Raw genomic sequence first — 23,133 nt, 5'->3', positions numbered from 1 at the left:
ACTGCACGTCGTGATGCTCTACGACTGCGCCACCGTCGCCGACCGGGACCGTGGCATCGCGGCGGCCGTCGAGGCCGTCAAGAGCGGCGAGCTCGTGGTGATGCCCACCGATACCGTCTACGGCGTCGGCGCGGACGCCTTCACCCCGCACGCGGTCACCCAGCTGCACCACGCCCGCGGCTCCGACCGGCGGGTGCCGCCGCCCGTGCTGGTCGGCTCCCGGCACACGCTGGACGGCCTGGTCTACTCCCTGCCCCGGGCGGCCCGTGAGCTGGCCGACGCGTTCTGGCCGGGCGCTCTCACCATCATCGTGGAGCACTCGCCCAGCCTGCAGTGGGACCTCGGTGACACCGGTGGCTCGGTGGCCGTGCGGATGCCGCTGCACCCGGTCGCGCTGGAGGTGCTGCGCGAGGTCGGCCCGATGGCCGTCACCACGGCGAACAAGCTCGGCTCGCCTGCGCCACGCACCGCCGACGAGGCCCGTGACCAGCTTGAATACACCGTTCGCGTCTATCTGGAGGCCGGCCCGGCCGCCGACCCCGCGCCCAGCACGATCGTGGACGTGACGGGTGACGTGCCACGGGTGCTGCGGACCGGCGCCATCGCGCTGGAGAAACTGCGCGACGTGGTTCCCGACATCGTCGATGGGCAGGCCTGACGTGGCGCCGTTCACCGTCCTGCACGTCTGCATGGGCAACATCTGCCGGTCGCCGATGGCCGAGCGCCTGCTCGACCGCGCGGTCCGCGACCGCAGCGGCGAGCCCGGCCTGGTCCGCAGCGTCAGCGCCGGCACCGGCGGCTGGCACGAGGGCGAGGAGATGAACCCGCCGGCGGCACGCCAGGTGCGCTCGCGCCGCGGCACGCCGGACGGGTTCCTGGCCCGCAAGCTGCGCGGCGACTTCATCGACGAGGCCGACCTGATCCTCACCGCGACCGCCGACCAGTTCGACTACGTGGTGGCGCTGCGCCCGGACGCCGCGGACCGCACGTTCGTGCTCGGCGAGTTCGGCCGGCTGCTGGCCGCGGTCGACGCGGAGTCCCTGCCGCCGGCTTCCCTGCCGGACTCGGACGGCAAGCCCGAGGCCGTGCACACCCGCGGTGTCGCGATCGTCGAGGCCGCGGCCCGGTTGCGCGGCAGCGACGCCCCGCAGCCCGGCGACGACCTGGACGACCCGTGGGGCCGGGGCGACCAGACGTTCCAGCGCATCGGCGACGAGATCGAGGACACCACCGTCCCGCTCGCCACGCTGCTGATCCCGTGATCGTCCGCCCCGACGCCGAGGGCATCCGGCGGGCCGTCGAGATCCTGGCCGCCGACTCGGTGGTCGCGTTCCCCACCGAGACCGTCTACGGCCTCGGCGCGCACGCGTTCTCGGAGAAGGCCGTCGGCGAGATCTACCGGCTGAAGAACCGGCCCTCCTGGAACCCGCTGATCGTGCACGTGGCGAACGTGGCGGCGGCCCGGGAACTCGCCGAGACCTGGCCCGCGGGCGCCGACGAGCTGGCCGCCCGGTTCTGGCCGGGACCGCTCACCCTGGTCGTCCGACGGGCCCGGCGGCTGCCCGGGATCGGCGCCGCGAACGACACGGTCGCGGTCCGGGTCCCCGCGCACGAGGTGGCGCTGCGGCTGCTGGAGGCGTCCGGACTGCCGCTCGCCGCGCCCAGCGCGAACCGCACCGAGAGCATCTCGCCGACCACCGCCGAGCACGTGATGCGCAGCCTCCCGGACGTGCCGCTGGTGCTGGACGGCGGTCCTAGCTCGTGGGGCATCGAGTCGACCGTGCTGGACCTGACCTCGGCGGTTCCCACCCTGCTCCGGCCGGGCGCGCTCGGCCTGCGGGAACTGCGCGAGGTGACCGGCTCGCTGGCCCTGCCGGACGCGGTCGCCGACGGCGCGGCCCGCCCGTCGCCGGGGATGAGCCGGCGGCACTACGCCCCGCGCGCCACCGTGATCCTCTGCAAGGACGTCACGGACGTGGACCCGGCGTCGCTGGCCGGGCCGGTCGGCGTGCTCACCTACGAGGGCACTTCCGGGACGGAGATCCTCTCCGCCGACCCGCGTGAGTACGCCGCCGACCTCTACGCGGCGCTGCACCGGCTGGACGACGCCGGGGTCGCGACGATCCTGGTCCAGGAGCCGCCGCAGACCGAGGAGTGGCTAGCGGTTCGCGACCGGCTGTCCCGCGCCGCGGCGGAATGATTCGGCCGTCGCGGTGATGTTCTTGGCCATGCCGCTGAAGACGATGCCGTGGAAGGGCAGCACCGACGCCCAGTAGAGGTGCCCGGCCAGCCCGCGGGGCAGGAAGATCGCCCGCTGCCGGTACACGCTGCCGCCCTCGCCGTCGGGCTCGGCGCGCATCTCCAGCCAGGCCCGGCCCGGCACCCGCATCTCGGCGCGCAGCCGCAGCAGCGAACCCGGCTCGATCTCCTCGACCCGCCACCAGTCCAGCGCCTCGCCGACCCGCAGCCGGTCCTGGTCGCGCCGCCCGCGGCGCAGGCCGACCCCGCCGGCCAGCCGGTCCATCCAGCCGCGCACCGACCAGGCCAGCGGGAACGAGTACCAGCCGTTCTCGCCGCCGATGCCCTCGATCACCCGCCACAGCCGGTCCGGCGGCGCCTGCACCGGGCTCGACCGCTCGTCGACGTAGAGGCTGCCGCCGGACCACTCCGGGTCGCTCGGCAGCGGCTCGGCGGCGGCGTCCCGGCCGGAGGCGCTGGACCAGCGGGTCTCCACGTCGGCGTCCCGGATCTTGCCGAGGGCCAGGCGGACCGCGTGGTCGAAGCCGAGCGGCGGCTCGGCCCCCAGCATCGTCCGCAGATCGTTCTCCCGGCTCACCGCCTCGTGGATCAGGCTCGCCACCAGCGGGCGGGCGATGGCGTTCGGCACCGGGGTGATCAGCCCGACCCAGTGCGCGGAGAGCCAGGGGCTGAGCACCCGGGTGGGCATGATGATCCGCCGGGGGAGGCCGGCCACCCGGGCGTACCGCCGCATCATCTCGGCGTAGGTCAGCACGTCGGCGCCGCCGATGTCGAAACCGCGGTTCACCTCGGGCGGCAGGCCGGCCGCGTCGATCAGGTAGCGCAGCACGTCCCGGACCGCGATCGGCTGGATCCGGTTGGTCACCCAGCGCGGCGTCACCATGATCGGGAGGCGCTCGGTGAGGTAGCGCAGCATCTCGAACGAGGCCGAGCCGGATCCGATGATCACCGGGGCGCGCAGCACGGCGGTCGGCACCCCGCTCTCCAGCAGGATCCGGGCCACCTCGGCGCGGGACCGCAGGTGCGGCGACGGGCGGTCGCCGGGCGGTGGCTCCGGACCGCCGAGATAGATGATCCGGCGGACGCCGGCGGCGCGGGCGGCGGCCGCGAAGTTGGCGGCGGCCTCCCGGTCGCGCCGCTCGAAGTCGCCCTGCCCGAGCGAGTGCACCAGGAAGTACGCGACGTCGACGCCGTCCAGCGCCGCGGGCAGGGTGTCCGGCTCGTTCAGGTCGGCTTCGACGATCTCCACCCGGTCGGCCCAGGGGACGTCCCGGAGGCGTCCCGCGCTGCGGGACAGGCAGCGGACCGTGTGGCCCGCGTCGAGCAGCCGCGGCGCGAGGCGGCCGCCGATGTATCCGGTCGCGCCGGTGACAAGGCATCGCACAACTACAGACTGTGCCCGCGCGGGCACCCTCCTAAGCCATATGCTTCGAAACGCAGGTCCGCGAGGGGAGGCCAGGTGGGCACCTTCTGGGGTCCGGACTTCGCCGCGCTGGAGCGCGACGATCCGGAGATCGCCACCGTGCTCCTCGACGAGCTGGCCCGGCAGCGGGAGACGCTGCAGCTGGTGGCGAGCGAGAGCTTCACCTCGCCCGCGGTGCTGGCCGCGCTCGGCTCCACGCTGGCGAACAAGTACGCCGAGGGATATCCGGGCAACCGCTACTACGGCGGCTGCGTCCAGGCGGACCGGGCCGAGCAGCTCGCCATCGAGCGGGCCCGCGACCTCTTCGGCGCCGAGCACGCGAACGTGCAGCCGCACTCCGGGGCGTCGGCGAACCTGGCCGCGTACGCCGCTCTCGCCGAACCGGGCGATCCGGTGCTCGCGATGGGTCTGCCGCACGGCGGGCACCTGACCCACGGGAGCCGGGCCAACTTCTCCGGCAAGTGGTTCCACCCGATCGCCTACCGCGTCGACCCGGCGACCGAGGAGATCGATTACGACGAGGTACGCGACCTCGCGCTCGCCCATCGCCCCAAGCTCATCATCTGCGGCTCGGCGTCGTACCCCCGGTTGATCGACTTCGCCCTGTTCCGGGAGATCGCCGACGAGGTGGGCGCCTACCTGATGGTGGACGCGGCGCACGTCATCGGCCTGGTGGCGGGCCGGGCGGTCCCCTCGCCGGTGCCCTATGCCGACGTGGTCACCTGCACCACCCACAAGGCGCTGCGCGGTCCCCGGGGCGGCATGATCCTCTGCCGCGCCGACCTGGCCCGCCGCATCGACAAGGCGGTTTTCCCGTTCGCGCAGGGCGGCCCGATGATGCACACCGTGGCGGCGAAGGCGGTGGCCCTGCGCGAGGCGAGCCTTCCGGGCTTCCAGAGGTACGCTCAGCAGGCCGTCCGGAACGCCCGGGCCCTCGCGTCCTGGCTCGCCGCCGAGGGGATCCGTCCCGTCACCGGCGGCACGGACACTCATCTCGCCCTGCTCGACGTGCGCGAGCTGGGCGTCTGCGGCCGGGAGGTCGAGGCGCGCTGCGCCCGGGCCGGGATCGCCCTGAACAAGAACGCGATTCCGTACGACCCGGAGCGGCCGGCCGAGGCCTCCGGTGTCCGGGTCGGCACGCCGAGCGTGACCTCCCAGGGCATGGGGGAGGACGAGATGCGGCGGATCGCCGGCCTGATCGGGGCGGCGGCCCGCAGCGACCCGTCGGCGCCCGGCGGCGCGAGCGGTCTGGACGAGGTGTCCGCGGAGGTGTCGGAGCTGGTCCGGCAGTTCCCGGTGTACAGGGAGCAGGAGGTCATGGCGTGAGTCGTGGAGAACCGGTGGACGTGGTTCCCTACGTGCCGGATGTCGCGGACGAGGAACCGGACACGCCGCTGCCGGATCTGCCGCCGCTGCCCGCCGACCCGCGCTGGCGGGTGGAGCACCTGCCGTTCCTCTCCGTGGTCTGCATGGCGCTGATCCTCTTCGCGGCGTCCGCCGGCTTCTTCGCCGGTGGCGCTCCGGACGCGCTGGGCGCGGCCGCCGGCGTCCTGATCGTGACGATCAGCTATTCGATGAGCACGCTGGTCATCGCGTGGGCCGACACGGTTCGCCCGGCTCTTCTGATGCCGCTCGGCCTGCTCACCTACACGCTGAAGTACACGCTGCTCGGGGTGATCCTCGCGTTCGGCGTCAGCTCCGACTGGGAGGGCCGGACCGCGCTGGGCCTGGGCATCGTCGCGGGGGTCATGGTCTGGACCGGCGTGCAGGCCTGGTGGATGTACCGGCGAACCGCCCGAAAGTGATCTAGGGCACCGTATAGTTGCTGGTCAGACAGGCTGATCTCGGTCAGGCAACCACGATCCGGTGACCTTCCCCCTCGTGCCGCGTTCCGTTTTGGCGCGACAGGAGTACCGTGTCCTTCCAGTTGCGAGACCTCTGACGCCTGGACAACGACGGTTGTGCGGGGGGTCCCGCTTAGCTTCGTGTTTCCTGCTGATATCGTTCGGGCCGTCATGACCGGCCAAGAACCTCCCCCCGAATCTCGCGGTGACAAAGGTCAGCAACCGCCTCCCGACACGGGAGTGGGCATGACCGCAGTCTCCTATCTCATCGCGGGCATTTTGGTGTGGGGTGGGATTGGTTGGCTGGTTGACCACTTCGTCGGAACCAAGGGCATTTTCGCCGGCCTCGGCGCCGTCCTCGGTGTCGCCGGAGGTGTGTACCTCATCGTGCGCCGGCTCGGCGCCTGACAGGAAGGGCCATGGTGATCGGTCAGTCGACGGTCTTCGCGGCGGCGTTCCCGCCCAGCGTCGAGGACTTCTACCTGCCCAGCATCCTGCCGTGGGGCGAGCACGACAACTACTGGTTCACGAAGGTAACGCTGCTCATCTGGGTGGCGGTCGCGGCGATCATCATCTTCTTCCTGGTGTCCTACCGGAAGCCGAAGCTGGTTCCGACGAAGAAGCAGTGGCTCGCGGAAAGCGCCTACGGCTTCGTGCGCAACAACATCGCGGTCGACATGATCGGCCCGGCCGGCGTGCGGTTCGCGCCGTACCTGACGACGTTGTTCCTCTTCATTCTGGTGAACAACTTCTTCGGCATCGTGCCGCTGATCCAGATGTCGCCGATGTCGCACATCGCGTTCCCGACGGTTCTCGCGGCGATCAGCTACGTGATGTTCATCTACGTCGGCATGCGGCACCACGGACCGCTGAAGTACTTCAAGCACGCCTTGATCCCGCCGGCGCCGTGGTTCATCCTGCCGCTGCTGGTCCCGATCGAGCTCTTCTCGAACTTCATCGTCCGGCCCTTCTCGCTGGCGGTTCGTCTCTTCGCCAACATGTTCGCGGGCCACATGCTGCTGCTGGTCTTCACGCTCGGCGGCTTCGCGATGATCAACGCGAACGCGCTGCTGGCGCCCATCTCGGTTCTCTCCTGGCTGCTCACCATCGCGCTGACCATGCTGGAGTTCCTGGTGATCTGCCTGCAGGCCTACGTCTTCACGGTGCTGACCGCGAGCTACGTCCAGGGCGCGCTCGCCGACGAGCACTGAGCATTACCCCGTCGTACTAGTTACACCCCGTTGTCGTCCCGCGTGACAGTCACGCGAGATACCAGGAGGAACAGAGAATGCTTCTCGCCGACGTTGTTGGTAGCACCGCCGCCATCGGCTACGGCCTCGCCGCCATCGGCCCGGGCATCGGTGTTGGTCTGGTCTTCTCGGCCTACATCCAGTCGACCGCCCGTCAGCCGGAGTCGTCGCGCCTGACCCTTCCGTACGTCTGGATCGGCTTCGCCGTCATCGAGGCCCTCGCCCTGCTGGGCATCGCGTTCGGCTTCATCTGGCAGGGCCAGCTCTGATCTTCGACCTCGACTAGGAGGTTTTAATGATCAACCTTTATCTGGCCGCCGAAGAGGGCGCCAAAGAGCACAACCCGATCATCCCGGTCTGGCAGGAGATCGTCGTTGGCTCGGTTGCCTTCGCGGTGCTCTGCTTCGTGCTGATCAAGTTCGTCTTCCCGCAGATGGAGAAGACGTTCCAGGCACGGGTCGAGGCCATCGAGGGTGGCATCAAGCGCGCCGAGGCCGCTCAGGCCGAGGCGAACGAGCTGCTGGAGCAGTACCGGACCCAGCTCGCCGAGGCTCGTACCGAGGCCGCTCGCATCCGCGACGAGGCCCGGGCCGACGCCGAGGGCATCCGTCAGGACGTGCTGGCCAAGGCTCGCGAGGAGTCGGACCGCATCATCGCGGCCGGCAACGAGCAGCTCGCCACCCAGCGCGCGTCGATCGTGCGTGACCTGCGTTCCGAGGTCGGCACGCTGGCGGTCGACCTGGCCGGCAAGATCGTCGGCGAAGCTCTGGCCGACGAGGCGCGCACCCGTGGCACCGTCGAGCGCTTCATCGCGGACCTCGACTCCGCCGGCACCACCGGTGGGCGGCGCTGATGACGTCGAGCGTAAGCCGCGAGGCCTACGGCGAGGCGTCGGACCGGCTGGGCGCGGAGACCGCGTCCGCCACGGCCGCACAGCTGGCTTCGGTCGCCGACGAGATCCTGTCGGTGGCCGGCCTGCTGCGGGCACAGCCCCGGCTGCGCCGGGCGCTGACCGACCCGTCGCGGCCGGGCGCAGACCGGGCCGAGCTGCTCAAGTCGCTGCTCGCCGGCAAGCTGGCCGAGACGACGGTGAACGTGCTGCGCACCCTGGTGTCCGGCCGGTTCTCCAAGCCGTCCGAGCTGCTGACCGCCACCGAGCGACTCGGTGTCGACACCCTGCTGGCCTCGGCCGAACGGGACGGCAAGCTCGGCGACGTCGAGGACGAGCTGTTCCGGTTCAGCCAGATCGTCGCGGGCGACTCCACCCTGGCCGTCACGCTGAGTGACCCCGGTGCTCCGGTTGAGCGGCGGGTTAAGCTGGTGGAGGACTTGCTGAAGGGCAAGGTCCACGTGGCTACGGGCCGGTTGACCGAGGTTGCCCTCGAGGGCTTCGGCGGCCGCGGGTTCGAGGCCTCGCTGACCCGGCTGGTCGAGCTGACCGCCGCGAAGCGGGACCGCGAGGTGGCGTATGTGACGGTGGCCAAGCCGCTCACCGACGCCGAGGAGCAGGCCCTGGCCGCGAAGTTGTCCGCCATCTACGGCCGTGAGGTCTCGCTGCAGGTCAGCGTCGATCCCGCGGTGATCGGCGGGGTCAGCGTCCGAGTCGGATCCGACCTCTACGACGGCACGATCCTGCGTCGGCTGAACGCCGCCAAGCAGGCGTTCGCCAAATAGACATTTCCCCTCGATAACTCATCGAGAAGGCCCCTCGGCGGCGGCGACGTCCCGAGCTAGACAGAGAAGGCAGAGGATGGCCGAGCTGACCATCTCCTCGGACGAGATCCGGGGGGCGCTAGAGCGCTACGTCTCGTCCTATTCGCCCGAGGTCTCCCGCGAGGAGGTCGGCATCGTCTCCGATGCGGGCGACGGCATCGCGCACGTCGAGGGCCTGCCCTCGACGATGGCGAACGAGCTGCTCGAATTCGCCGACGGCACGCTGGGCGTCGCGCTGAACCTCGACGTCCGTGAGATCGGCGCCGTGGTCCTGGGTGACTTCGCCGCGATCGAGGAGGGCCAGCCGGTCAAGCGCACCGGCCGCGTCCTCTCGGTCCCGGTGGGCGACGCCTTCCTGGGCCGCGTCGTCGACGCTCTCGGTAACCCGATCGACGACCGGGGCGAGATCGTCAATGAGGGCTTCCGCGAGCTCGAGCTGCAGGCGCCGAACGTCATGGCCCGCCAGCCCGTGAAGCAGCCGCTGCAGACCGGCATCAAGGCGATCGACGCCATGACGCCGATCGGCCGCGGCCAGCGCCAGCTGATCATCGGCGACCGCAAGACCGGCAAGACCACGGTCGCGATCGACACGATCATCAACCAGAAGGCGAACTGGGAGTCGGGCGACCCGACCAAGCAGGTTCGCTGCATCTACGTGGCGATCGGCCAGAAGGCCTCCACCATCGCCAGCATCCGGGGCACCCTGGAGGCGCAGGGCGCGCTGGAGTACACGACGATCGTCGCGGCCCCGGCCTCCGACCCGGCCGGCTTCAAGTACATCGCCCCGTACACCGGCTCGTCCATCGGACAGCACTGGATGTACAACGGCAAGCACGTCCTGATCGTCTTCGACGACCTGACCAAGCAGGCCGAGGCGTACCGCGCCGTGTCGCTGCTGCTGCGCCGCCCGCCGGGCCGCGAGGCGTACCCGGGCGACGTCTTCTACCTGCACTCCCGCCTGCTGGAGCGCTGCGCCAAGCTCTCCGACGAGCTGGGTGGCGGCTCGATGACCGGCCTGCCGATCATCGAGACCAAGGCCAACGACATCTCGGCCTACATCCCGACCAACGTCATCTCGATCACCGACGGCCAGATCTTCCTGGAGTCCGACCTGTTCGCCTCGGGTGTCCGCCCGGCGATCAACGTCGGCACCTCGGTGTCCCGGGTCGGCGGTTCGGCGCAGGTCAAGGGCATGAAGCGGGTCTCCGGCCGGCTCCGCCTCGACCTGGCCCAGTTCCGTGAGCTGGAGGCCTTCTCGGCCTTCGCCTCCGACCTGGACAAGGCGTCGCGCGCGCAGCTGGAGAAGGGCATCCGCCTGGTCGAGCTGCTCAAGCAGCCGCAGTACTCGCCGTACTCGGTCACCGACCAGACCATCGTGATCTGGGCCGGCACCACCGGCCAGCTCGACGACGTCCCGGTCGGCGACGTGCGCAAGTTCGAGCAGGAGCTGCTCGAGCACATCAAGCGCAACCTGAGCGAGGTCTACACCTCGATCGAGTCGACGAACAACCTGACCGACGACAACATCACCGCGCTCGAGGGCGCCGTGGTCGAGTTCAAGAAGTCGTTCCAGGGGTCGGCGCAGGCCACCGAGAGCGGTAACTAGGCATGGCCGGTCAGGTACAGGCGCTGCGACGGCGCATCCGCACCGTCAAGTCGACCAAGAAGATCGCCAAGGCGCAGGAGCTGGTCGCCACCAGCCGCATCGCCAAGGCTCAGGAGCGGGTGAACGCCTCCCGGCCGTACTCGGAGGCGATCACCAAGGTCCTGGGCGCGCTGGCGACCAACGCTTCGGTCGACAACCCGCTGCTGGTCGCGCGTGAGCGCGTCCAGCGGGCGGGTGTCCTGCTGATCACGAGTGACCGGGGCCTGGCCGGCGCCTACAACGCCAACGCCATCCGCACCGCCGAGCAGCTGATCGCTCAGCTGAAGTCGGAGGGCAAGGAGGTGGCGCTGTACGTGGTGGGCCGCAAGGGCGTCGGCTACTACAAGTTCCGCAACCGGGACGTGGCCGCCAGCTGGACCGGTTTCTCCGAGCGCCCGTCGTTCGCCGATGCCAAGCGCATCGGTGACGCGCTGATCGAGGCGTTCGCGGCCGGCTCGGGCGAGAACGGCACGTTCGGCCCGGAGAGCATCGCGGGCGTGGACGAGCTGCACATCGTGAGCACCGAGTTCAAGTCCCTGATGACGCAGACCGCACAGGCGAAGCCGCTCGCGCCGGTGCAGGTCGAGGCGCAGGAGGAAGAGACCGGCCTGCGCCCGGCGTACGAGTTCGAGCCGGACGCCGACGAGCTGCTCGACGCGCTGCTGCCGAAGTACCTCAACACCCGCCTCTACGCGGCGTTGCTGGACTCGGCGGCCAGTGAGTCGGCATCCCGGCGGCGGGCGATGAAGAGCGCGTCGGACAACGCCGACGATCTGCTCAAGCGGTACACGCGCGAGATGAACTCCGCGCGGCAGGCTGCGATCACCCAGGAAATCAGTGAGATCGTCGGCGGCGCCAACGCGCTGGCCGCGGCGGGAAGTGATGTGTGATGACTGCTGTTGCTGAGCCCACAAAGGCAAAGACCGGTGTCGGCCGCGTCGTCCGGGTCATCGGCCCGGTCGTCGACGTCGAGTTTCCGCGTGACGCCATGCCCGCGATCTTCAACGCGCTGCACGTTGAGGTCACCCTCTCCGAGGGCACCAAGAAGCTGACCATGGAGGTCGCCCAGCACCTGGGTGACAACCTGCTCCGCGCGATCTCGATGCAGCCGACCGACGGCATGGTCCGCGGCTCCGAGGTCACCGACACCGGCGCGCCGATCTCGGTGCCCGTCGGCGACGTGACCAAGGGCCACGTGTTCAACGCCCTCGGCGAGGTGCTCAACGTCGACCCGTCGACGCTGGACATCCAGGAGCGCTGGTCGATCCACCGCAAGCCCCCGGCGTTCGCCGACCTCGAGCCGAAGACCGAGATGCTGGAGACCGGCATCAAGGTGCTCGACCTGCTCGCGCCGTACGTGCGCGGTGGCAAGATCGGCCTGTTCGGCGGCGCGGGCGTGGGCAAGACGGTGCTCATCCAGGAGATGATCATCCGAGTTGCCCGCAACTTCGGTGGTACCTCCGTGTTCGCCGGCGTCGGCGAGCGCACCCGTGAGGGCAACGACCTCATCCTGGAGATGGACGAGGGTGGCGTTCTGGACAAGACCGCTCTGGTCTTCGGCCAGATGGACGAGCCGCCGGGCACCCGCCTGCGGGTCGCCCTGACCGCTCTGACCATGGCGGAGTACTTCCGTGACGTCCAGAACCAGGAGGTGCTGCTCTTCATCGACAACATCTTCCGGTTCACCCAGGCCGGCTCCGAGGTGTCCACCCTGCTCGGCCGCATGCCGTCCGCCGTGGGTTACCAGCCCACCCTGGCGGACGAGATGGGCGAGCTGCAGGAGCGGATCACGTCGGTCCGGGGCAAGGCGATCACCTCGCTGCAGGCGATCTACGTGCCCGCCGACGACTACACCGACCCGGCGCCGGCCACCACCTTCGCCCACCTGGACGCGACCACGAACCTCGAGCGGTCGATCTCCGACAAGGGCATCTACCCGGCCGTGGACCCGCTGGCCTCCAGCTCGCGGATCCTCGCGCCCGAGTTCGTCGGCGCCGAGCACTACGCGGTCGCCCGTGAGGTGCAGCGGATCCTGCAGAAGTACAAGGACCTGCAGGACATCATCGCCATCCTCGGTATGGACGAGCTCTCCGAGGAAGACAAGGTCACGGTCGCCCGGGCCCGCCGCATCGAGCGGTTCCTGTCGCAGAACACCTACGCGGCGGAGCAGTTCACCGGCGTTCCCGGCTCGACGGTCCCGCTGAAGGAGACCATCGAGGCGTTCAAGAAGATCTCCGAGGGTGAGTACGACAACTACCCCGAGCAGGCCTTCTTCATGTGCGGTGGCCTCGAGGACCTCGAGAAGAACGCGCACGAGCTGATGAAGGGCTGATCGAGCCCCTCTGATCGAGGAAGCCCCGCCGGCGTCTCGCCGGCGGGGCTTCTCCGTGTCCGGACGGTCTCTCTGCGTCCACCCAGCCTGTGAATGGGTTCCGAGGCGGCCGAGTTCGCCTTTTGCTCGGGTATTCTTGGCCGCGCGTTCGCGTGATCCTGCGATCATCCCGGGGTCATTTTCGCCGACGTCCGGTGAGGGTTGGGGATCGGGTGGCTAAGTCTTACAAGCGCCGGGCACCGCTGTGGGCGCGGCTCTCCGCCGTGTTCGGCGCGGTGCTCATGGTGGTCAGCGGCGGCGTCCTGGTCGGTGGCAACGCCCTGATCTCGAAATACACCGGAGCGGTGGACGCCGGGAGCGGGAGCCTGATCGGCGATCCGGCCGCCGCCACCGCGAAGAGCGAGATCAAGGGTCCGCTCAACATCCTGCTCGCCGGCATCGACCCGCGCGACACGAAGACGGCGCCGCTCTCCGACTCGATCATCGTGGCGCACATCCCGGAGTCGATGGACCAGGTCTATCTCTTCTCCATCCCGCGTGACCTCTATGTGGAGATCCCGGCCTTCCAGGCGACCGGCTACCCGGGCGGCAGGTCGAAGATCAACGCGGCGATGTCGTTCGGCAGCTCGGTCGGCAACGGCGAGCACGACGTGAAGCAGGGCTTCCAACTGCTGGCGAAGACGGTCACCAAGCTGACCGGCATCAAGACTTTCGACGCCGGCGCCATCATCAACTTCGGCGGCTTCAAGAAGATCGTCGAGGAGATGGGCGGCGTCACCATGACGATCGACCAGGACGTGAAGTCCGAGCACCTCCAGCCGAACGGCAAGGCCCGCCCGCGCATCCCCGGCTGCGACAAGTGCGCCCACCCGTACACCGGACCGCAGAAGACGTACAAGAAGGGCACCTACCACCTCCAGGCGTGGGAGGCTCTCGACTACGTGCGTCAGCGGTACACGCTGCCCAACGGCGACTACGACCGCCAGCGTCACCAGCAGCAGTTCATCAAGGCCATGGCGAAGCAGGCCATGAGCAAGGACGTCGTCTCCAACCCGACCAAGCTGCTCGCGATCATCGAGGCGGCCGGCGATTCGCTCACCTTCGACGGCGGCGGCAACGGCGTGATCGACTGGGCGATGGCCCTGCGCGGGGTCAACACCGACGACATGACCTCGATCAAGCTGCCCGGTGGCGGCCTCTTCGACGGCGGTAAGTACCTCGGGGAGAAGCTCTCCGGGGATTACGAGGGGTTCTTCCAGGCGGTTCGGGAGGACCGGATCGCCCCGTTCCTGCTCGACCACCCGGAGTACGTCAACGTCAACAGCTGACCCCGTACCACGTCGGCGCGGGCAGCCGTTTAGACTTCACCCGTTCAGGTTCTGCATCCGCAAGGGAGACAGCGTGGCCAACCAGCTGCACGTCGAGGTCGTCGCCGTCGAGGAGAAGGTGTGGACCGGCGAGGCGGAGATGCTCGTCGCCCGGACCACCGAGGGCGAGATCGGTGTTCTCCCCGGCCACTCCCCGCTGCTCGGCCTGCTCAAGGAGCCGTCCCAGGTCCGCGTGAAGCTCGCCGGTGGCGAGCAGCTCACCTACGACGTGGCGGGTGGCTTCCTCTCGATCGACGCGAACGGCGTCACGGTGCTCGCCGAGAGCGCCACGCCGGCCACCCCCGAGTCGCACTGACGCCGACGATGCGGGTTCTGGAAATAGTCGGAATCTGCGTCGTCGCGCTGCTCGCGCTCCTCTTCGCAATCTTCTTCCGCCGCCGGCTGCTGATGGCCGGCGGCGGAACCATCAGGTTGCAGGTCCGGCTCAGCACGCTGGTCCCCGGCCGCGGCTGGTCGCCGGGCCTCGGCCAGTTCGTCGGCGACGAGCTTCGCTTCCACCGCATGTTCAGCCTGGCGATCCGGCCGAAACGGGTCCTCGACAGGCGGTTCATGGCCGTCGAGGAGCGTCGCCTGCCGACCGGGCCGGAGCGCCTCACCATGCCCGGCCACTGGGTGGTCCTGCGCTGCGTGACCGGCGGCGTCCCGCTGGAGATCGCGATGGCGGAGACCACGGTGACCGGTTTCCTCTCCTGGCTGGAGGCGGGGCCGCCGCGCGACCCGGGGGCGCTTCGCAGCCGTCCGGTCTTCGGCCCGCGCCCGAGCGAGTCCTGATCCGCGCTTCCTGACGTGCTCTACCGTCGGGGCATGCGGATCAGAGTGGTCGACGCCTTCACCGAGAAGCCGTTTCAGGGTGCGCCCGCCGGAGTGCTGCTGCTCGACGAGTTCCCGCCGGATGCCTGGATGCAGCAGGTCGCGGCCGAGGTCAACCACGCCGAGACGGCGTTCCTGCACCCGCTGCCCGCCGGTGGGGAAGCCGGTTGGGCGCTGCGCTGGTTCACCCCGGCGGTCGAGGTGGACCTGTGCGGTCACGCCACGCTCGCCTCGGCGCACGTTCTCGCCACTCTGACGCCGACGCCGGAGCTCGACCCGGCGCGGCCGGTGCGGTTCGCCACCCGCAGCGGTGTTCTCACCGCGTCGGTCGCGGCGGACGGCCTGATCACGCTGAGCTTCCCGACCGCGCCGCTCACGCCGGTCGACGCCGACCCGGAGCTGGGCGCCGCCCTGGGGCCGGGCGTGCCGATCGTGGCCGTCCACCACACCGGACCGAACACCGACGACCTGCTGGTGGAGGTCGCCGACGAGAAGGCCGTCCGCGCCGTCTCGCCGGATCTGCGCACGCTGGCGGCGCTCTCCCGGCGCGGGGTGATCGTGACGGCGGCGGCCGAGGATCCGGGTACGGGGTACGACTTCGTGTCCCGTTTCTTCGGCCCGGCCGTCGGCGTCGACGAGGATCCGGTGACCGGGAGCGCGCACACCGCCCTGGCGCCGTACTGGGCCGGCAAGCTCGGCCGCGACGAGCTGGTGGGGTACCAGGCGTCGGCGCGGGGCGGGTTCGTGCGGGTGCGGCGCAGGGGCGAGCGCACCGAGTTGAGCGGCCACGCGGTGACCGTGATCGACGGGACCCTGCACGCCTGAACTCCACACACGGGCGGGAACAGCGCCCGCGTGTGGAAGTCGGGGTGCGGAGAGCGCCTCGACTCCACACGCTCGCGTGGGCGCGGCGCGGGGGCCGGCCGGGCACCGGTAGCCGGCGGTCGCCGGACGGCCTTGCGCCCCGCGCGTGGTCGCGCGGCTTCTCGGGGACTCCTCGGGTGCGGTTGGGGGAGGGCGCTACGCGTACCCGATGGTCAGCGTTTGCCGCCGGGGACCCATTTCACGTCGCCGGTGGGGTTGGCGGCCCTCGAGAGGATGAAGAGCAGGTCGGAGAGGCGGTTGAGGTATTTCGCCGGTTCGACGCTGGTGCGTTGCGGGTCGGCCTCGATCAGGGACCAGGCGGAGCGTTCGGCGCGGCGGGCGATGGTGCGGGCGACGTGCAGGAGGGCCGCGCCGGGGGTGCCGCCGGGGAGGACGAAGCTGTCCAGCGCGGGGAGGGACTCGTTGAACTCGTCGCACCAGCCTTCGAGACGGGTGACGTAGTCCTCGGTGATCCGCAGCGGGGGATAGGCGGGCGGCTCGTCGGAGAGCGGGTTGCCCAGGTCGGCGCCGAGATCGAAGAGATCGTTCTGAATGCGGGACAGGACCGCGCGGATCTCCTCGGGCAGCGCGCCGAGGGCGAGGGCCACCCCGATGGCGGCGTTGCACTCGTCGGCGTCGGCATAGGCGGCGATCCGCGGGGACGTCTTCGGAGCTACCTCGTTGTTGACGAGCCGGGTCTCGCCGGCGTCGCCGGTACGGGTGTAGATGCGGGTGAGGTGGACTGCCATGCGCCCCACCCTACGAGGCGAACCGGGCGGGGGAACCCTACGATGGCCCGCGTGGATGTGATCAGGGTGAAGGGCGGCGCACGGCTTGCCGGTGACGTCGCGGTCGGCGGGGCGAAGAACTCGGCGCTGAAGCTGATGGCTGTCGCGCTGCTGGCCGAGGGTCGCAGCGTGGTGTCCAACGTCCCGCGCATCACCGACATCGCCATCATGGCCGAGGTGCTGCGCCGGCTCGGCTGCGACGTGGTGCTCAAGGACGGCGACGCGATCATCGACGTGCCGGCCGAGCCGGGCGCGGAGGCGGACTACGACCTGGTGCGGCGGCTGCGCGCGTCGATCTGCGTGCTGGGCCCGCTGCTGGCCCGGCGCGGATTCGTGCGGGTCGCGCTGCCCGGCGGCGACATGATCGGCTCCCGGGGGCTGGACATGCACGTGTCCGGGCTGGCCCGGATGGGCGCGGAGATCTCCAACGAGCACGGCTTCGTGATCGCCTCGGCGCCGAACGGCCTGCGTGGCTCCAAGATCTGGCTGGACTTCCCGAGCGTCGGCGCCACCGAGAACCTGCTGATGGCGGCGGTGCTGGCCCGCGGCGTCACGGAGATCGACAACGCGGCCCGCGAGCCGGAGATCGTGGATATCTGCGAGATGCTCACCGCGATGGGCGCGAAGATCGAGGGCGCCGGCACGTCGACGCTGATCATCGAAGGGGTGAACGGGCCGCTCAACCCGGTCGCGCACACCACGATCGGGGACCGGATCGTCGGCGGGACGTGGGCGTACGCCGCGGCGATGACCCGTGGCGACGTGACGGTTCACGGTGTGCGGCCGGAGTTCCTGGACATCGCCCTCGACAAACTGGTCACGGCGGGCGCCACGGTCGAGCCGGGCGACAACCGGTTCCGGGTACGGATGGCCGAGCGGCCGCGGGGCGTCGACATCGTGACGCTGCCGTACCCGGGGTTCGCGACCGACCTGCTGCCGATGGCGCTCGGGCTGGCCGCGGTGGCCGAGGGGTCGTCGCTGATCACCGAGAACATCTTCGACGGCCGGTTCATGTTCGTGAACGAGATGGTCCGGCTGGGCGCGGACATCCGTACCGACGGGCACCACGCCGTGGTGAACGGCCGGGAGCGGCTCTCCGGCGCCCCGGTACGCGCCACCGACATCCGGGCCGGCGCCGGTCTGGTGATCGCCGGGCTCTGCGCGGACGGGATCACCGAGGTGGGCGAGGTGCACCACATCGACCGGGGTTACCCGGACTTCGTCTCGGACCTGGCGAACCTCGGTGTCGAGGTGGAGCGGACCGACGTGCCGGAGCCGACGTACGACTTCTGATCAGGCCCCTGATCAGTTCTGGCTGGGCCTTTTGATCAGCTCTGGGCCAGCCTTCGGGCCTCCTCGACCTCTTCGGCGAAGACCAGCACGCTGACCCGGCCGTCGCGCCGGGTCGCGCTGGTCGCTCGGATGCCCGCATCGGCGAGCAGCCGCCGGATCTCGTCGGCGATCTCGGGGTCCTCCGTGACGGCCGCGGGCCAGAGCAGTCCGTAGTCCTCACACTCGGCGAAGATCGACAGACCGTCCGGCTCCCCGCCGGTGGAGCCGGTGGGCTGCAGACCCATGCGCCAGAAGACCGCGCCGAGAAAGCCGACCAGACCGACAGCGATCAACGGTCCGATGAGGTACCAGCCGTCGCTCGTGGCCATGGGCACAGTGTGGCACCGTCAGGCGCTGATTTCTGGGGATTTGCCCCGATCGAGAACCGGGCTGAGGCTTCGTTAAGTAACCCGGTTAGGGTGTGCTTCGAGTCTGTCGACGAAGGGGTGCAACATGGCGGATCGTCTCGCGGTCATCGGTTCCGGTCTGATGGGTTCCGGCATCGCGCAGGTCTCGGCGCAGGCCGGCTGGCAGGTCACCATGCGGGACGTCGACGACGCCTCGCTGGCCCGCGGCATGTCCGCGATCAAGGACTCGCTGAGCCGCTTCGCCGCCAAGGGCAAGATCACCGAGGAGGACGTGGAGGCCACCCTCGCCCGGATCACCCCCACCATCGACCTGGACGCCGCCGCCGACGCCGACGTGGTGGTCGAGGCCATCTTCGAGAAGATCGAGGCGAAGCACGACGTCTTCAAGCAGCTCGACAAGATCTGCAAGGCCGGCGCGGTCCTCGGCACCAACACCTCGGCCATCCCGATCACCCAGATCGCGACCGTCACCGCCCGGCCGGAATCGGTCGTCGGCATCCACTTCTTCTCGCCGGTCCCGATGATGAAACTGGTCGAGCTGGTCCGTGGATACCAGACCTCCGACGAGACACTTGCCGCCGCGCGCGCGTTCGCCGAGGGCGTTGGTAAGACGTGTGTCGAGGTCAAGCGGGACGTAGCGGGCTTCGTCTCGAACCGGCTCTTCTCCGCGCTGCTCGTCGAGGCGATCCAGCTCGTCGAGTCGGGCGTGGTCAGCGCCGAGGACCTGGACACCGTCATGAAGCTCGGATTCGGTCACGCGATGGGCCCGCTCGCCACTGTCGACCTCACCGGCCTCGACGTCATGCTGAACGCGGCCGGCAACATCTACCGCGACACCGCGGACGCGAAGTTCTTCCCGCCGGAGCTGCTCCAGCGGATGGTCACGGCGGGCGACCTGGGCCGGAAGACCGGGAAGGGCTTCTACACATACTGAGATCGGGTACGGGCTGCACCTCCCCCGGAAGCAGCGTGAGCCGTCTCGTGGTGCGCCGGTTTCAGCGCTGTTCCGGAGTTCGAGGCAGAGCGACGATTGCCGGGGAGTCGCCGGCGCTGGCGGCGGCGTGGATGAGAGCAAGCGCCACGCCGGCGTGGATGAGAGCAAGCGCCACGCCGGCGTGGATGAGAGCAAGCGCCACGCCGGCGTGGATGAGAGCAAGCGCCACGCCGGCGTGGATGAGAGCAAGCGCCACGCCGGCGTGGATGAGAGTAAGCGCCACGCCGGCGTCGCATGGACAAGGTCACACGCAACGCCTACGTGGCGATCCATCAACGCCAGGGCCACGATGGGGGCACACGAACCGTTTAGGTGCGCCCTCATCGTGGCCGGCGTGAACTTCGGTGCGCCGCCGTCGCGACAGAGCCGCATCGCGAGCCGCCCACCCAAGCGGGAGCCCACCGTGAGCCGCCGCCGAAGCAGGAGCACACCGCGAGCCGCCCTGTCGTTCGGCGCCGGCCTGGAGATCAACTTAGGCTGAGTGGCATTGCGCGCGGGCGGGCCGTGGATGGGGCAGGTTATGCGGGCGTTGTTACCGCTCTGGGCTACGGCTGGCGTGGGCGAGCCGTAGGTGGGGCGGGTTATGCGGGCGTGATCACCGGCCTGGGCTACGGCTCGGGGGTTCGGGGGAGTGCGAGCCGTCGGTGGCGCAGGTATGGGGCTGCTCACCGTTGGGCTGCGAACGCCAGTGACAACGCTGTTGCGGCTGCCATGCCGCCGAGCAGGGTCAGGCCGATCCCGCCGATGTCGAGGCGGGCGTGCAATCGACGGTGTGCCAGCCAGGCGGCCACCGGCACCCCTGTCGACGGGGCCACCAGGAAGCCGAGCCACCCCATTCCGCGGATCACCACGCCGCCGAACACGTCCGTACTCCCGAAGGTGACCAAGCCGGCGGCGACCAGGCCCGCGAGGGCCGCGCAGAGCGCGCCCACCAGCGGGAGCAGTGGGAGCACCCACCGGGTCAGCCCGTGCCGCGCCGGCCGGGCGGTCACCTCGATCCGCTCGGCGGCCCGCGACAGCAGCGCCCGCGGCGACTGCCGGCCCGGCACGAGCGCACCCGCCCCGAAGCCACCGCCCCCGAAGCCACCGGCGCCCATGCCCGCGACGCCCAGCCCCGCCGGGTCGAGCCCGTGCGAGCCGCCCCCGCCGAAGCCGCCGGCGCCGTCCGTGCCGGAACCGCCCCCGGATCCGCCGGCACCGCCCGTGCTGGAACCGGGCCCGGCCGGGCCGGTGATGCCGTTGGACGACTCCGGGCGGCGCTGCAACGCCACCCGGGGCATCGCCTCGATCGGGGCCGGCTCCGGCACCTCGCCGAGCGCCCGCACCCGCATCCCGCGGGCCCGGCGCAGCTGGTCCCAGAGGCGGGCCGCCTCCCGGTCCACGTCGAGCACCTGGGCGGCGGCCGCGCCTGCCCAGCGGTCGGCGGTGAGCGCGTCGTGTTCGGCGCGGGCCAGCTCACCGGCCGCCCGTGCCGCGTTGTCCTGGTATGCCTGTTCGGCGTTGTCCAGCTCGCTGTCGCGGCGGCGGGACACTTCGGCGAGGGCGCTCACCATCAGCTGGTAGTCGCGGCCCAGGGGCTGCCGGTCACGTGTGGTCACTGTTCACCTCGTACGGGATGATCACTTCGGGTGTGCGGTGTACCGAACGGTCGAAGAAGAGCGCCCGCCGGTTGCGCGGGTACCAGACCGGGCCGCCGGGCTGCGGGTAGAGCGGCGCCAGATCGGCGCCGGCGACGTCGAGCGCGACCCAGGCGCCGATCGCCTCGAAACCGCCGCCCAGGTCGTCGCGGAGCCGGGGTACGGTCCGCCACCACCCGAGCACGTGGGTGCGCCGTTCCGGCCCGGTGTCGAGCAGCGCGCGCAGCGACTCCCGGTGCGCTGGTCCGGCCGCGTCCAGGGCGTACCCGATGACGTAGTGCGGCACGTCGGTGGCGGGCAGGTCGAACGTGACGTCGGCGGCGTCGTACCAGTCGGCGGCGGGCAGTTCGGCGACCAGCCGGGCCGCCGCGCGTTCCGCCTCCGGGGCCAGGCAGATCACGCTGAAGTGCGCGGGACCCTGCGCGGCGAGCGAGAGCGCGGCGGCGGCGAGCACGTCGCCGGCTTCGTCGGTACGGGCGCCGAGCACCGCCAGGTTGCGCCCCGGCATCCGCCCGAGCCGCAGCCGTGCGGGTTGCGCCGCCACGTCGATCCGCTCGCCCAGCACCGCGCCAGGTGACGAGCCGACGGGCGCGCCGGCGCCCGGCAGCCGTCCGGCCGGCCGGTACGCGGCGGGCAGCCGCGGCACCGCGTTGCCGTCGAAGAGCCGCGGCTCCTCGCAGCCGACCGGGCGGGAGCGCCAGAGCCGGCGTTGCAGGGTGCGCCAGACCGTGCGGTCGCCGGCGTCCGGGAGCCGGACGATCCGGTTCGCGCCGGGCGCCCCGGCCTCGGTGTTGACCACGGCGTGGTAGCGCGGGATCACCGCGGGGGCCAGGTTGTCGTCGGTCAGCACCCGGCGGGCCTTGGGCAGCGCGATCCGCAACGGCACGTGGCCGGCGAGCGTCTGCACCCCGATCGTGTCCGGCGAGGCGAGGATCAGGTGTACGCCCTGCGGGCCGCCGCGCCGAGCCAGGTCGGCGAGCAGGCCGGCGGCCTCCTCGGCGACCGCGTCGCGCCCGGTGATGAGTGTCTGGAACTCGTCGATGACGGCGACGATCCGGGGCCAGTGGCCGTCCGGGGCGGCGGCCCGCAGTTCGGCGAGTGAGCCGGCGCCGTGCAGCGAGCGGGCGCGGACCTCCTCGGCGAGGTGCCGCAGCATGGCGAGGCCGAACTCCCGGTCGGCGTTGACGTTGACCCCGGCGAGGCGTACCTGGGGGAGCCAGCTGGGGTCGCGGGAGCCGGGGGCGTACCGGGCGAAGGACACCCCTTCGGAGAAGCCGAGCAGGTAGAGGGCGAGCTCCTCGGGGCCGTACCGGGTGGTGAGCGAGCCGAGCCAGACGTGGATCAGGTTCGTCTTGCCGGATCCGGACGGGCCGCCGATCAGCACGTGCGGGAACTCGTCGCCGAGCGGCACCTCGACCATCGTCCCGTCGGTGCAGTCGCCGATCGGCGCGGGCAGCCCGTGCGCTGCGGACGCGGCCCAGAACTTGGGCGGCTCCAGGTCGCTGAGCCGGGCCGGGGCCGGTCCGGCGTGCAGCCGGTCGGCGGCCGCCTTGCAGAACGCGGCGACCCGGTCGGCGGGCGGCGGCGGGTCCAGGGTGATCGGGAGCGGGCCGAGCGAGTCGCAGAACGCGGTCTGCTCGTGCACCACGACCCGTTCCACGCTGTTGATGTCCTCGACGTCGAGGCCGCGCACGATCAGGTGAACCCCGCCGGCCACCCCGGTACGGATCACCCGGTCGAGCTGGGCCCGCTGGACGGCCGTCATCTCGGCGGCGGTGGCGTGATCGGCGAGCAGCACCACGAGCCGCCACGGCTCGGTCCGCGGTCCCGGCATCCCGTTGATCCGGCAGATGTGCTCGACCAGCTCGTCCAGAAGGGACCCGAATGCGCCGGGGCCGACGAGCGCGGGCCCGAGCGGGGCGAACGGCGCGAGGGTCCCGCCGAGCTGTTCCGGGTCGTAGACGGTGAGCTGCACGTCCCCGGGCCGGGTGCTGCCGAGCGCGCGCAACAGCAGTCCGGTGATCATCTGGTCGAGAACCGGCGCCGGGCCGCTCAGGTGCAGGTGCGCGGAGCCGAGCAGGGGCACCAGCGCGGGCAGGGCGGCCGTCTCCTCGAACGCGATGGTGCCGATCCGCAGCATGCCGGGACGGTCGCCCGGCTCCGGCTCGCTCGGCGCCCACACCCGCCACGGCGCCCCGGCCGCACCGGTGGCGCTGACCGTGGCGAGTCCGCGCAGGTGCCCGGCGAGCCGGACCGCCTCGCTGCGGTACCGCCGCTGAATGTCGTCTCGGGCGGCCTCCCGGGCCGCGGCCAGCTGAGTCAGGCAGGTCGCGTACGCCTCGCGCACCATCCGGTTCCGCTGCTGGGCCTCGCCCCGTGCGGATTCGGCGGCGGCGAGCACCGCCCGTGCGGTGCCCCGAGCCTCGGCGAGTTCCTGCCGGACAGCGGCGACCAACGCGTTGCGGTGACTACCCACGCGCACCCCC

25 protein-coding genes are annotated in these 23,133 nt (G+C 70.9%); 19 read left to right on the top strand and 6 right to left on the bottom strand.

The window, feature by feature from the left end; all coding sequences use genetic code 11:
• The first annotated feature begins 13 nt into the window (after nucleotides 1-13).
• The 3 genes from AMIS_RS35545 to AMIS_RS35535 are packed head-to-tail and all read left to right on the top strand — an operon-like array spanning nucleotide 14 to nucleotide 2,200.
• Nucleotides 14-658, top strand: a complete 645-nt coding sequence (locus AMIS_RS35545; RefSeq protein WP_041830271.1) for an L-threonylcarbamoyladenylate synthase — start codon at nucleotides 14-16, stop codon at nucleotides 656-658.
• Between the two features lies 1 nt (nucleotide 659).
• Complete coding sequence (locus AMIS_RS35540; protein ID WP_014447309.1) at nucleotides 660-1,262, top strand: arsenate reductase/protein-tyrosine-phosphatase family protein; 603 nt, start codon at nucleotides 660-662, stop codon at nucleotides 1,260-1,262.
• Entirely contained in the window at nucleotides 1,259-2,200 is a 942-nt protein-coding gene (locus tag AMIS_RS35535) for an L-threonylcarbamoyladenylate synthase (RefSeq protein WP_014447308.1), read from the top strand. Before AMIS_RS35540 ends, AMIS_RS35535 begins: the two co-directional genes overlap by 4 nt.
• On the opposite strand, the gene AMIS_RS35530 is transcribed toward AMIS_RS35535, so the two are convergent.
• A complete protein-coding gene (locus tag AMIS_RS35530) occupies nucleotides 2,159-3,643 on the bottom strand; it encodes an SDR family oxidoreductase (RefSeq protein WP_014447307.1) in 1,485 nt (494 codons plus the stop codon). The two genes, AMIS_RS35535 and AMIS_RS35530, sit on opposite strands and share 42 nt — an antisense overlap.
• 75 nt (nucleotides 3,644-3,718) lie before the next feature.
• Between AMIS_RS35530 and AMIS_RS35525 the strand changes: the two genes are divergently transcribed.
• The 14 genes from AMIS_RS35525 to AMIS_RS35465 all read left to right on the top strand — a co-directional run bounded on the left by AMIS_RS35525 (nucleotide 3,719) and on the right by AMIS_RS35465 (nucleotide 15,489).
• Nucleotides 3,719-5,008: a serine hydroxymethyltransferase gene (locus AMIS_RS35525; RefSeq protein WP_014447306.1), complete on the top strand. Its 1,290-nt coding sequence runs from the start codon at nucleotides 3,719-3,721 to the stop codon at nucleotides 5,006-5,008.
• Entirely contained in the window at nucleotides 5,005-5,487 is a 483-nt protein-coding gene (locus tag AMIS_RS35520; protein WP_014447305.1) for a hypothetical protein, read from the top strand. Before AMIS_RS35525 ends, AMIS_RS35520 begins: the two co-directional genes overlap by 4 nt.
• A gap of 285 nt (nucleotides 5,488-5,772) precedes the next feature.
• On the top strand, nucleotides 5,773-5,934 hold the full coding sequence (locus AMIS_RS43175; protein ID WP_231859160.1) for an AtpZ/AtpI family protein: 162 nt from the start codon (nucleotides 5,773-5,775) through the stop codon (nucleotides 5,932-5,934).
• A gap of 14 nt (nucleotides 5,935-5,948) precedes the next feature.
• Nucleotides 5,949-6,737 (top strand): F0F1 ATP synthase subunit A, encoded by a 789-nt coding sequence (gene atpB, locus AMIS_RS35515; protein WP_041831602.1) that lies wholly within the window; start codon nucleotides 5,949-5,951, stop codon nucleotides 6,735-6,737.
• 77 nt (nucleotides 6,738-6,814) lie between these two features.
• A complete protein-coding gene (locus tag AMIS_RS35510; RefSeq protein ID WP_014447302.1) occupies nucleotides 6,815-7,045 on the top strand; it encodes an ATP synthase F0 subunit C in 231 nt (76 codons plus the stop codon).
• A 26-nt stretch (nucleotides 7,046-7,071) separates the two neighbouring features.
• The gene (locus AMIS_RS35505) at nucleotides 7,072-7,629 is read left to right on the top strand and encodes a F0F1 ATP synthase subunit B (protein WP_014447301.1); all 558 of its coding nucleotides are present in this window, start codon (nucleotides 7,072-7,074) and stop codon (nucleotides 7,627-7,629) included.
• Complete coding sequence (locus tag AMIS_RS35500) at nucleotides 7,629-8,450, top strand: F0F1 ATP synthase subunit delta (protein ID WP_014447300.1); 822 nt, start codon at nucleotides 7,629-7,631, stop codon at nucleotides 8,448-8,450. The genes AMIS_RS35505 and AMIS_RS35500 overlap by 1 nt, the downstream gene beginning before the upstream one ends.
• Before the next feature lie 76 nt (nucleotides 8,451-8,526).
• Nucleotides 8,527-10,095 carry a F0F1 ATP synthase subunit alpha gene (atpA, locus tag AMIS_RS35495; protein WP_014447299.1) on the top strand — a complete coding sequence of 523 codons (1,569 nt, stop codon included), beginning with the start codon at nucleotides 8,527-8,529 and terminating at the stop codon, nucleotides 10,093-10,095.
• 2 nt (nucleotides 10,096-10,097) lie between these two features.
• On the top strand, nucleotides 10,098-11,024 hold the full coding sequence (locus tag AMIS_RS35490; RefSeq protein WP_014447298.1) for a F0F1 ATP synthase subunit gamma: 927 nt from the start codon (nucleotides 10,098-10,100) through the stop codon (nucleotides 11,022-11,024).
• On the top strand, nucleotides 11,024-12,466 hold the full coding sequence (gene atpD, locus AMIS_RS35485; protein ID WP_041830270.1) for a F0F1 ATP synthase subunit beta: 1,443 nt from the start codon (nucleotides 11,024-11,026) through the stop codon (nucleotides 12,464-12,466). The genes AMIS_RS35490 and atpD overlap by 1 nt, the downstream gene beginning before the upstream one ends.
• 212 nt (nucleotides 12,467-12,678) lie before the next feature.
• Complete coding sequence (locus tag AMIS_RS35480; protein ID WP_041830269.1) at nucleotides 12,679-13,794, top strand: LCP family protein; 1,116 nt, start codon at nucleotides 12,679-12,681, stop codon at nucleotides 13,792-13,794.
• 73 nt (nucleotides 13,795-13,867) lie between these two features.
• Nucleotides 13,868-14,149 (top strand): F0F1 ATP synthase subunit epsilon, encoded by a 282-nt coding sequence (locus AMIS_RS35475; protein ID WP_014447295.1) that lies wholly within the window; start codon nucleotides 13,868-13,870, stop codon nucleotides 14,147-14,149.
• Nucleotides 14,150-14,157: 8 nt separating this feature from the next.
• Nucleotides 14,158-14,625: a DUF2550 domain-containing protein gene (locus AMIS_RS35470; protein ID WP_014447294.1), complete on the top strand. Its 468-nt coding sequence runs from the start codon at nucleotides 14,158-14,160 to the stop codon at nucleotides 14,623-14,625.
• A 33-nt stretch (nucleotides 14,626-14,658) separates the two neighbouring features.
• Nucleotides 14,659-15,489 carry a PhzF family phenazine biosynthesis protein gene (locus tag AMIS_RS35465; RefSeq protein WP_014447293.1) on the top strand — a complete coding sequence of 277 codons (831 nt, stop codon included), beginning with the start codon at nucleotides 14,659-14,661 and terminating at the stop codon, nucleotides 15,487-15,489.
• 212 nt (nucleotides 15,490-15,701) lie between these two features.
• Here the strand turns inward: AMIS_RS35465 and AMIS_RS35460 are convergent, their stop codons facing one another.
• On the bottom strand, nucleotides 15,702-16,277 hold the full coding sequence (locus tag AMIS_RS35460) for a cob(I)yrinic acid a,c-diamide adenosyltransferase (protein WP_014447292.1): 576 nt from the start codon (nucleotides 16,275-16,277) through the stop codon (nucleotides 15,702-15,704).
• A 42-nt stretch (nucleotides 16,278-16,319) separates the two neighbouring features.
• Here AMIS_RS35460 and murA point away from each other — a divergent pair, with 42 nt between their 5' ends.
• Nucleotides 16,320-17,609: a UDP-N-acetylglucosamine 1-carboxyvinyltransferase gene (gene murA / locus AMIS_RS35455; RefSeq protein ID WP_014447291.1), complete on the top strand. Its 1,290-nt coding sequence runs from the start codon at nucleotides 16,320-16,322 to the stop codon at nucleotides 17,607-17,609.
• 35 nt (nucleotides 17,610-17,644) lie between these two features.
• Here murA and AMIS_RS35450 read toward each other — a convergent pair whose 3' ends face one another.
• Nucleotides 17,645-17,977, bottom strand: a complete 333-nt coding sequence (locus AMIS_RS35450; RefSeq protein WP_014447290.1) for a hypothetical protein — start codon at nucleotides 17,975-17,977, stop codon at nucleotides 17,645-17,647.
• A gap of 124 nt (nucleotides 17,978-18,101) precedes the next feature.
• On the opposite strand from AMIS_RS35450, the gene AMIS_RS35445 reads away from it, so the two are divergent.
• Complete coding sequence (locus AMIS_RS35445; RefSeq protein WP_014447289.1) at nucleotides 18,102-18,950, top strand: 3-hydroxyacyl-CoA dehydrogenase family protein; 849 nt, start codon at nucleotides 18,102-18,104, stop codon at nucleotides 18,948-18,950.
• 61 nt (nucleotides 18,951-19,011) lie between these two features.
• Here the strand turns inward: AMIS_RS35445 and AMIS_RS43530 are convergent, their stop codons facing one another.
• From AMIS_RS43530 to AMIS_RS35430, 3 genes are all read right to left on the bottom strand, one after another.
• On the bottom strand, nucleotides 19,012-19,206 hold the full coding sequence (locus AMIS_RS43530; protein ID WP_172666642.1) for a hypothetical protein: 195 nt from the start codon (nucleotides 19,204-19,206) through the stop codon (nucleotides 19,012-19,014).
• Between the two features lie 469 nt (nucleotides 19,207-19,675).
• Entirely contained in the window at nucleotides 19,676-20,608 is a 933-nt protein-coding gene (locus tag AMIS_RS44430) for a hypothetical protein (protein ID WP_014447287.1), read from the bottom strand.
• A complete protein-coding gene (locus AMIS_RS35430) occupies nucleotides 20,595-23,123 on the bottom strand; it encodes an FtsK/SpoIIIE domain-containing protein (protein WP_041830267.1) in 2,529 nt (842 codons plus the stop codon). Before AMIS_RS35430 ends, AMIS_RS44430 begins: the two co-directional genes overlap by 14 nt.
• Between the last annotated feature and the right edge of the window lie 10 nt (nucleotides 23,124-23,133).

The sequence above is a fragment of the Actinoplanes missouriensis 431 genome, from assembly GCF_000284295.1.
Classification (GTDB): Bacteria; Actinomycetota; Actinomycetes; order Mycobacteriales; family Micromonosporaceae; genus Actinoplanes; species Actinoplanes missouriensis.
Note: the sequence above shows the minus strand (reverse complement) of the source record. Positions and strands in the feature narration are given on the sequence as shown.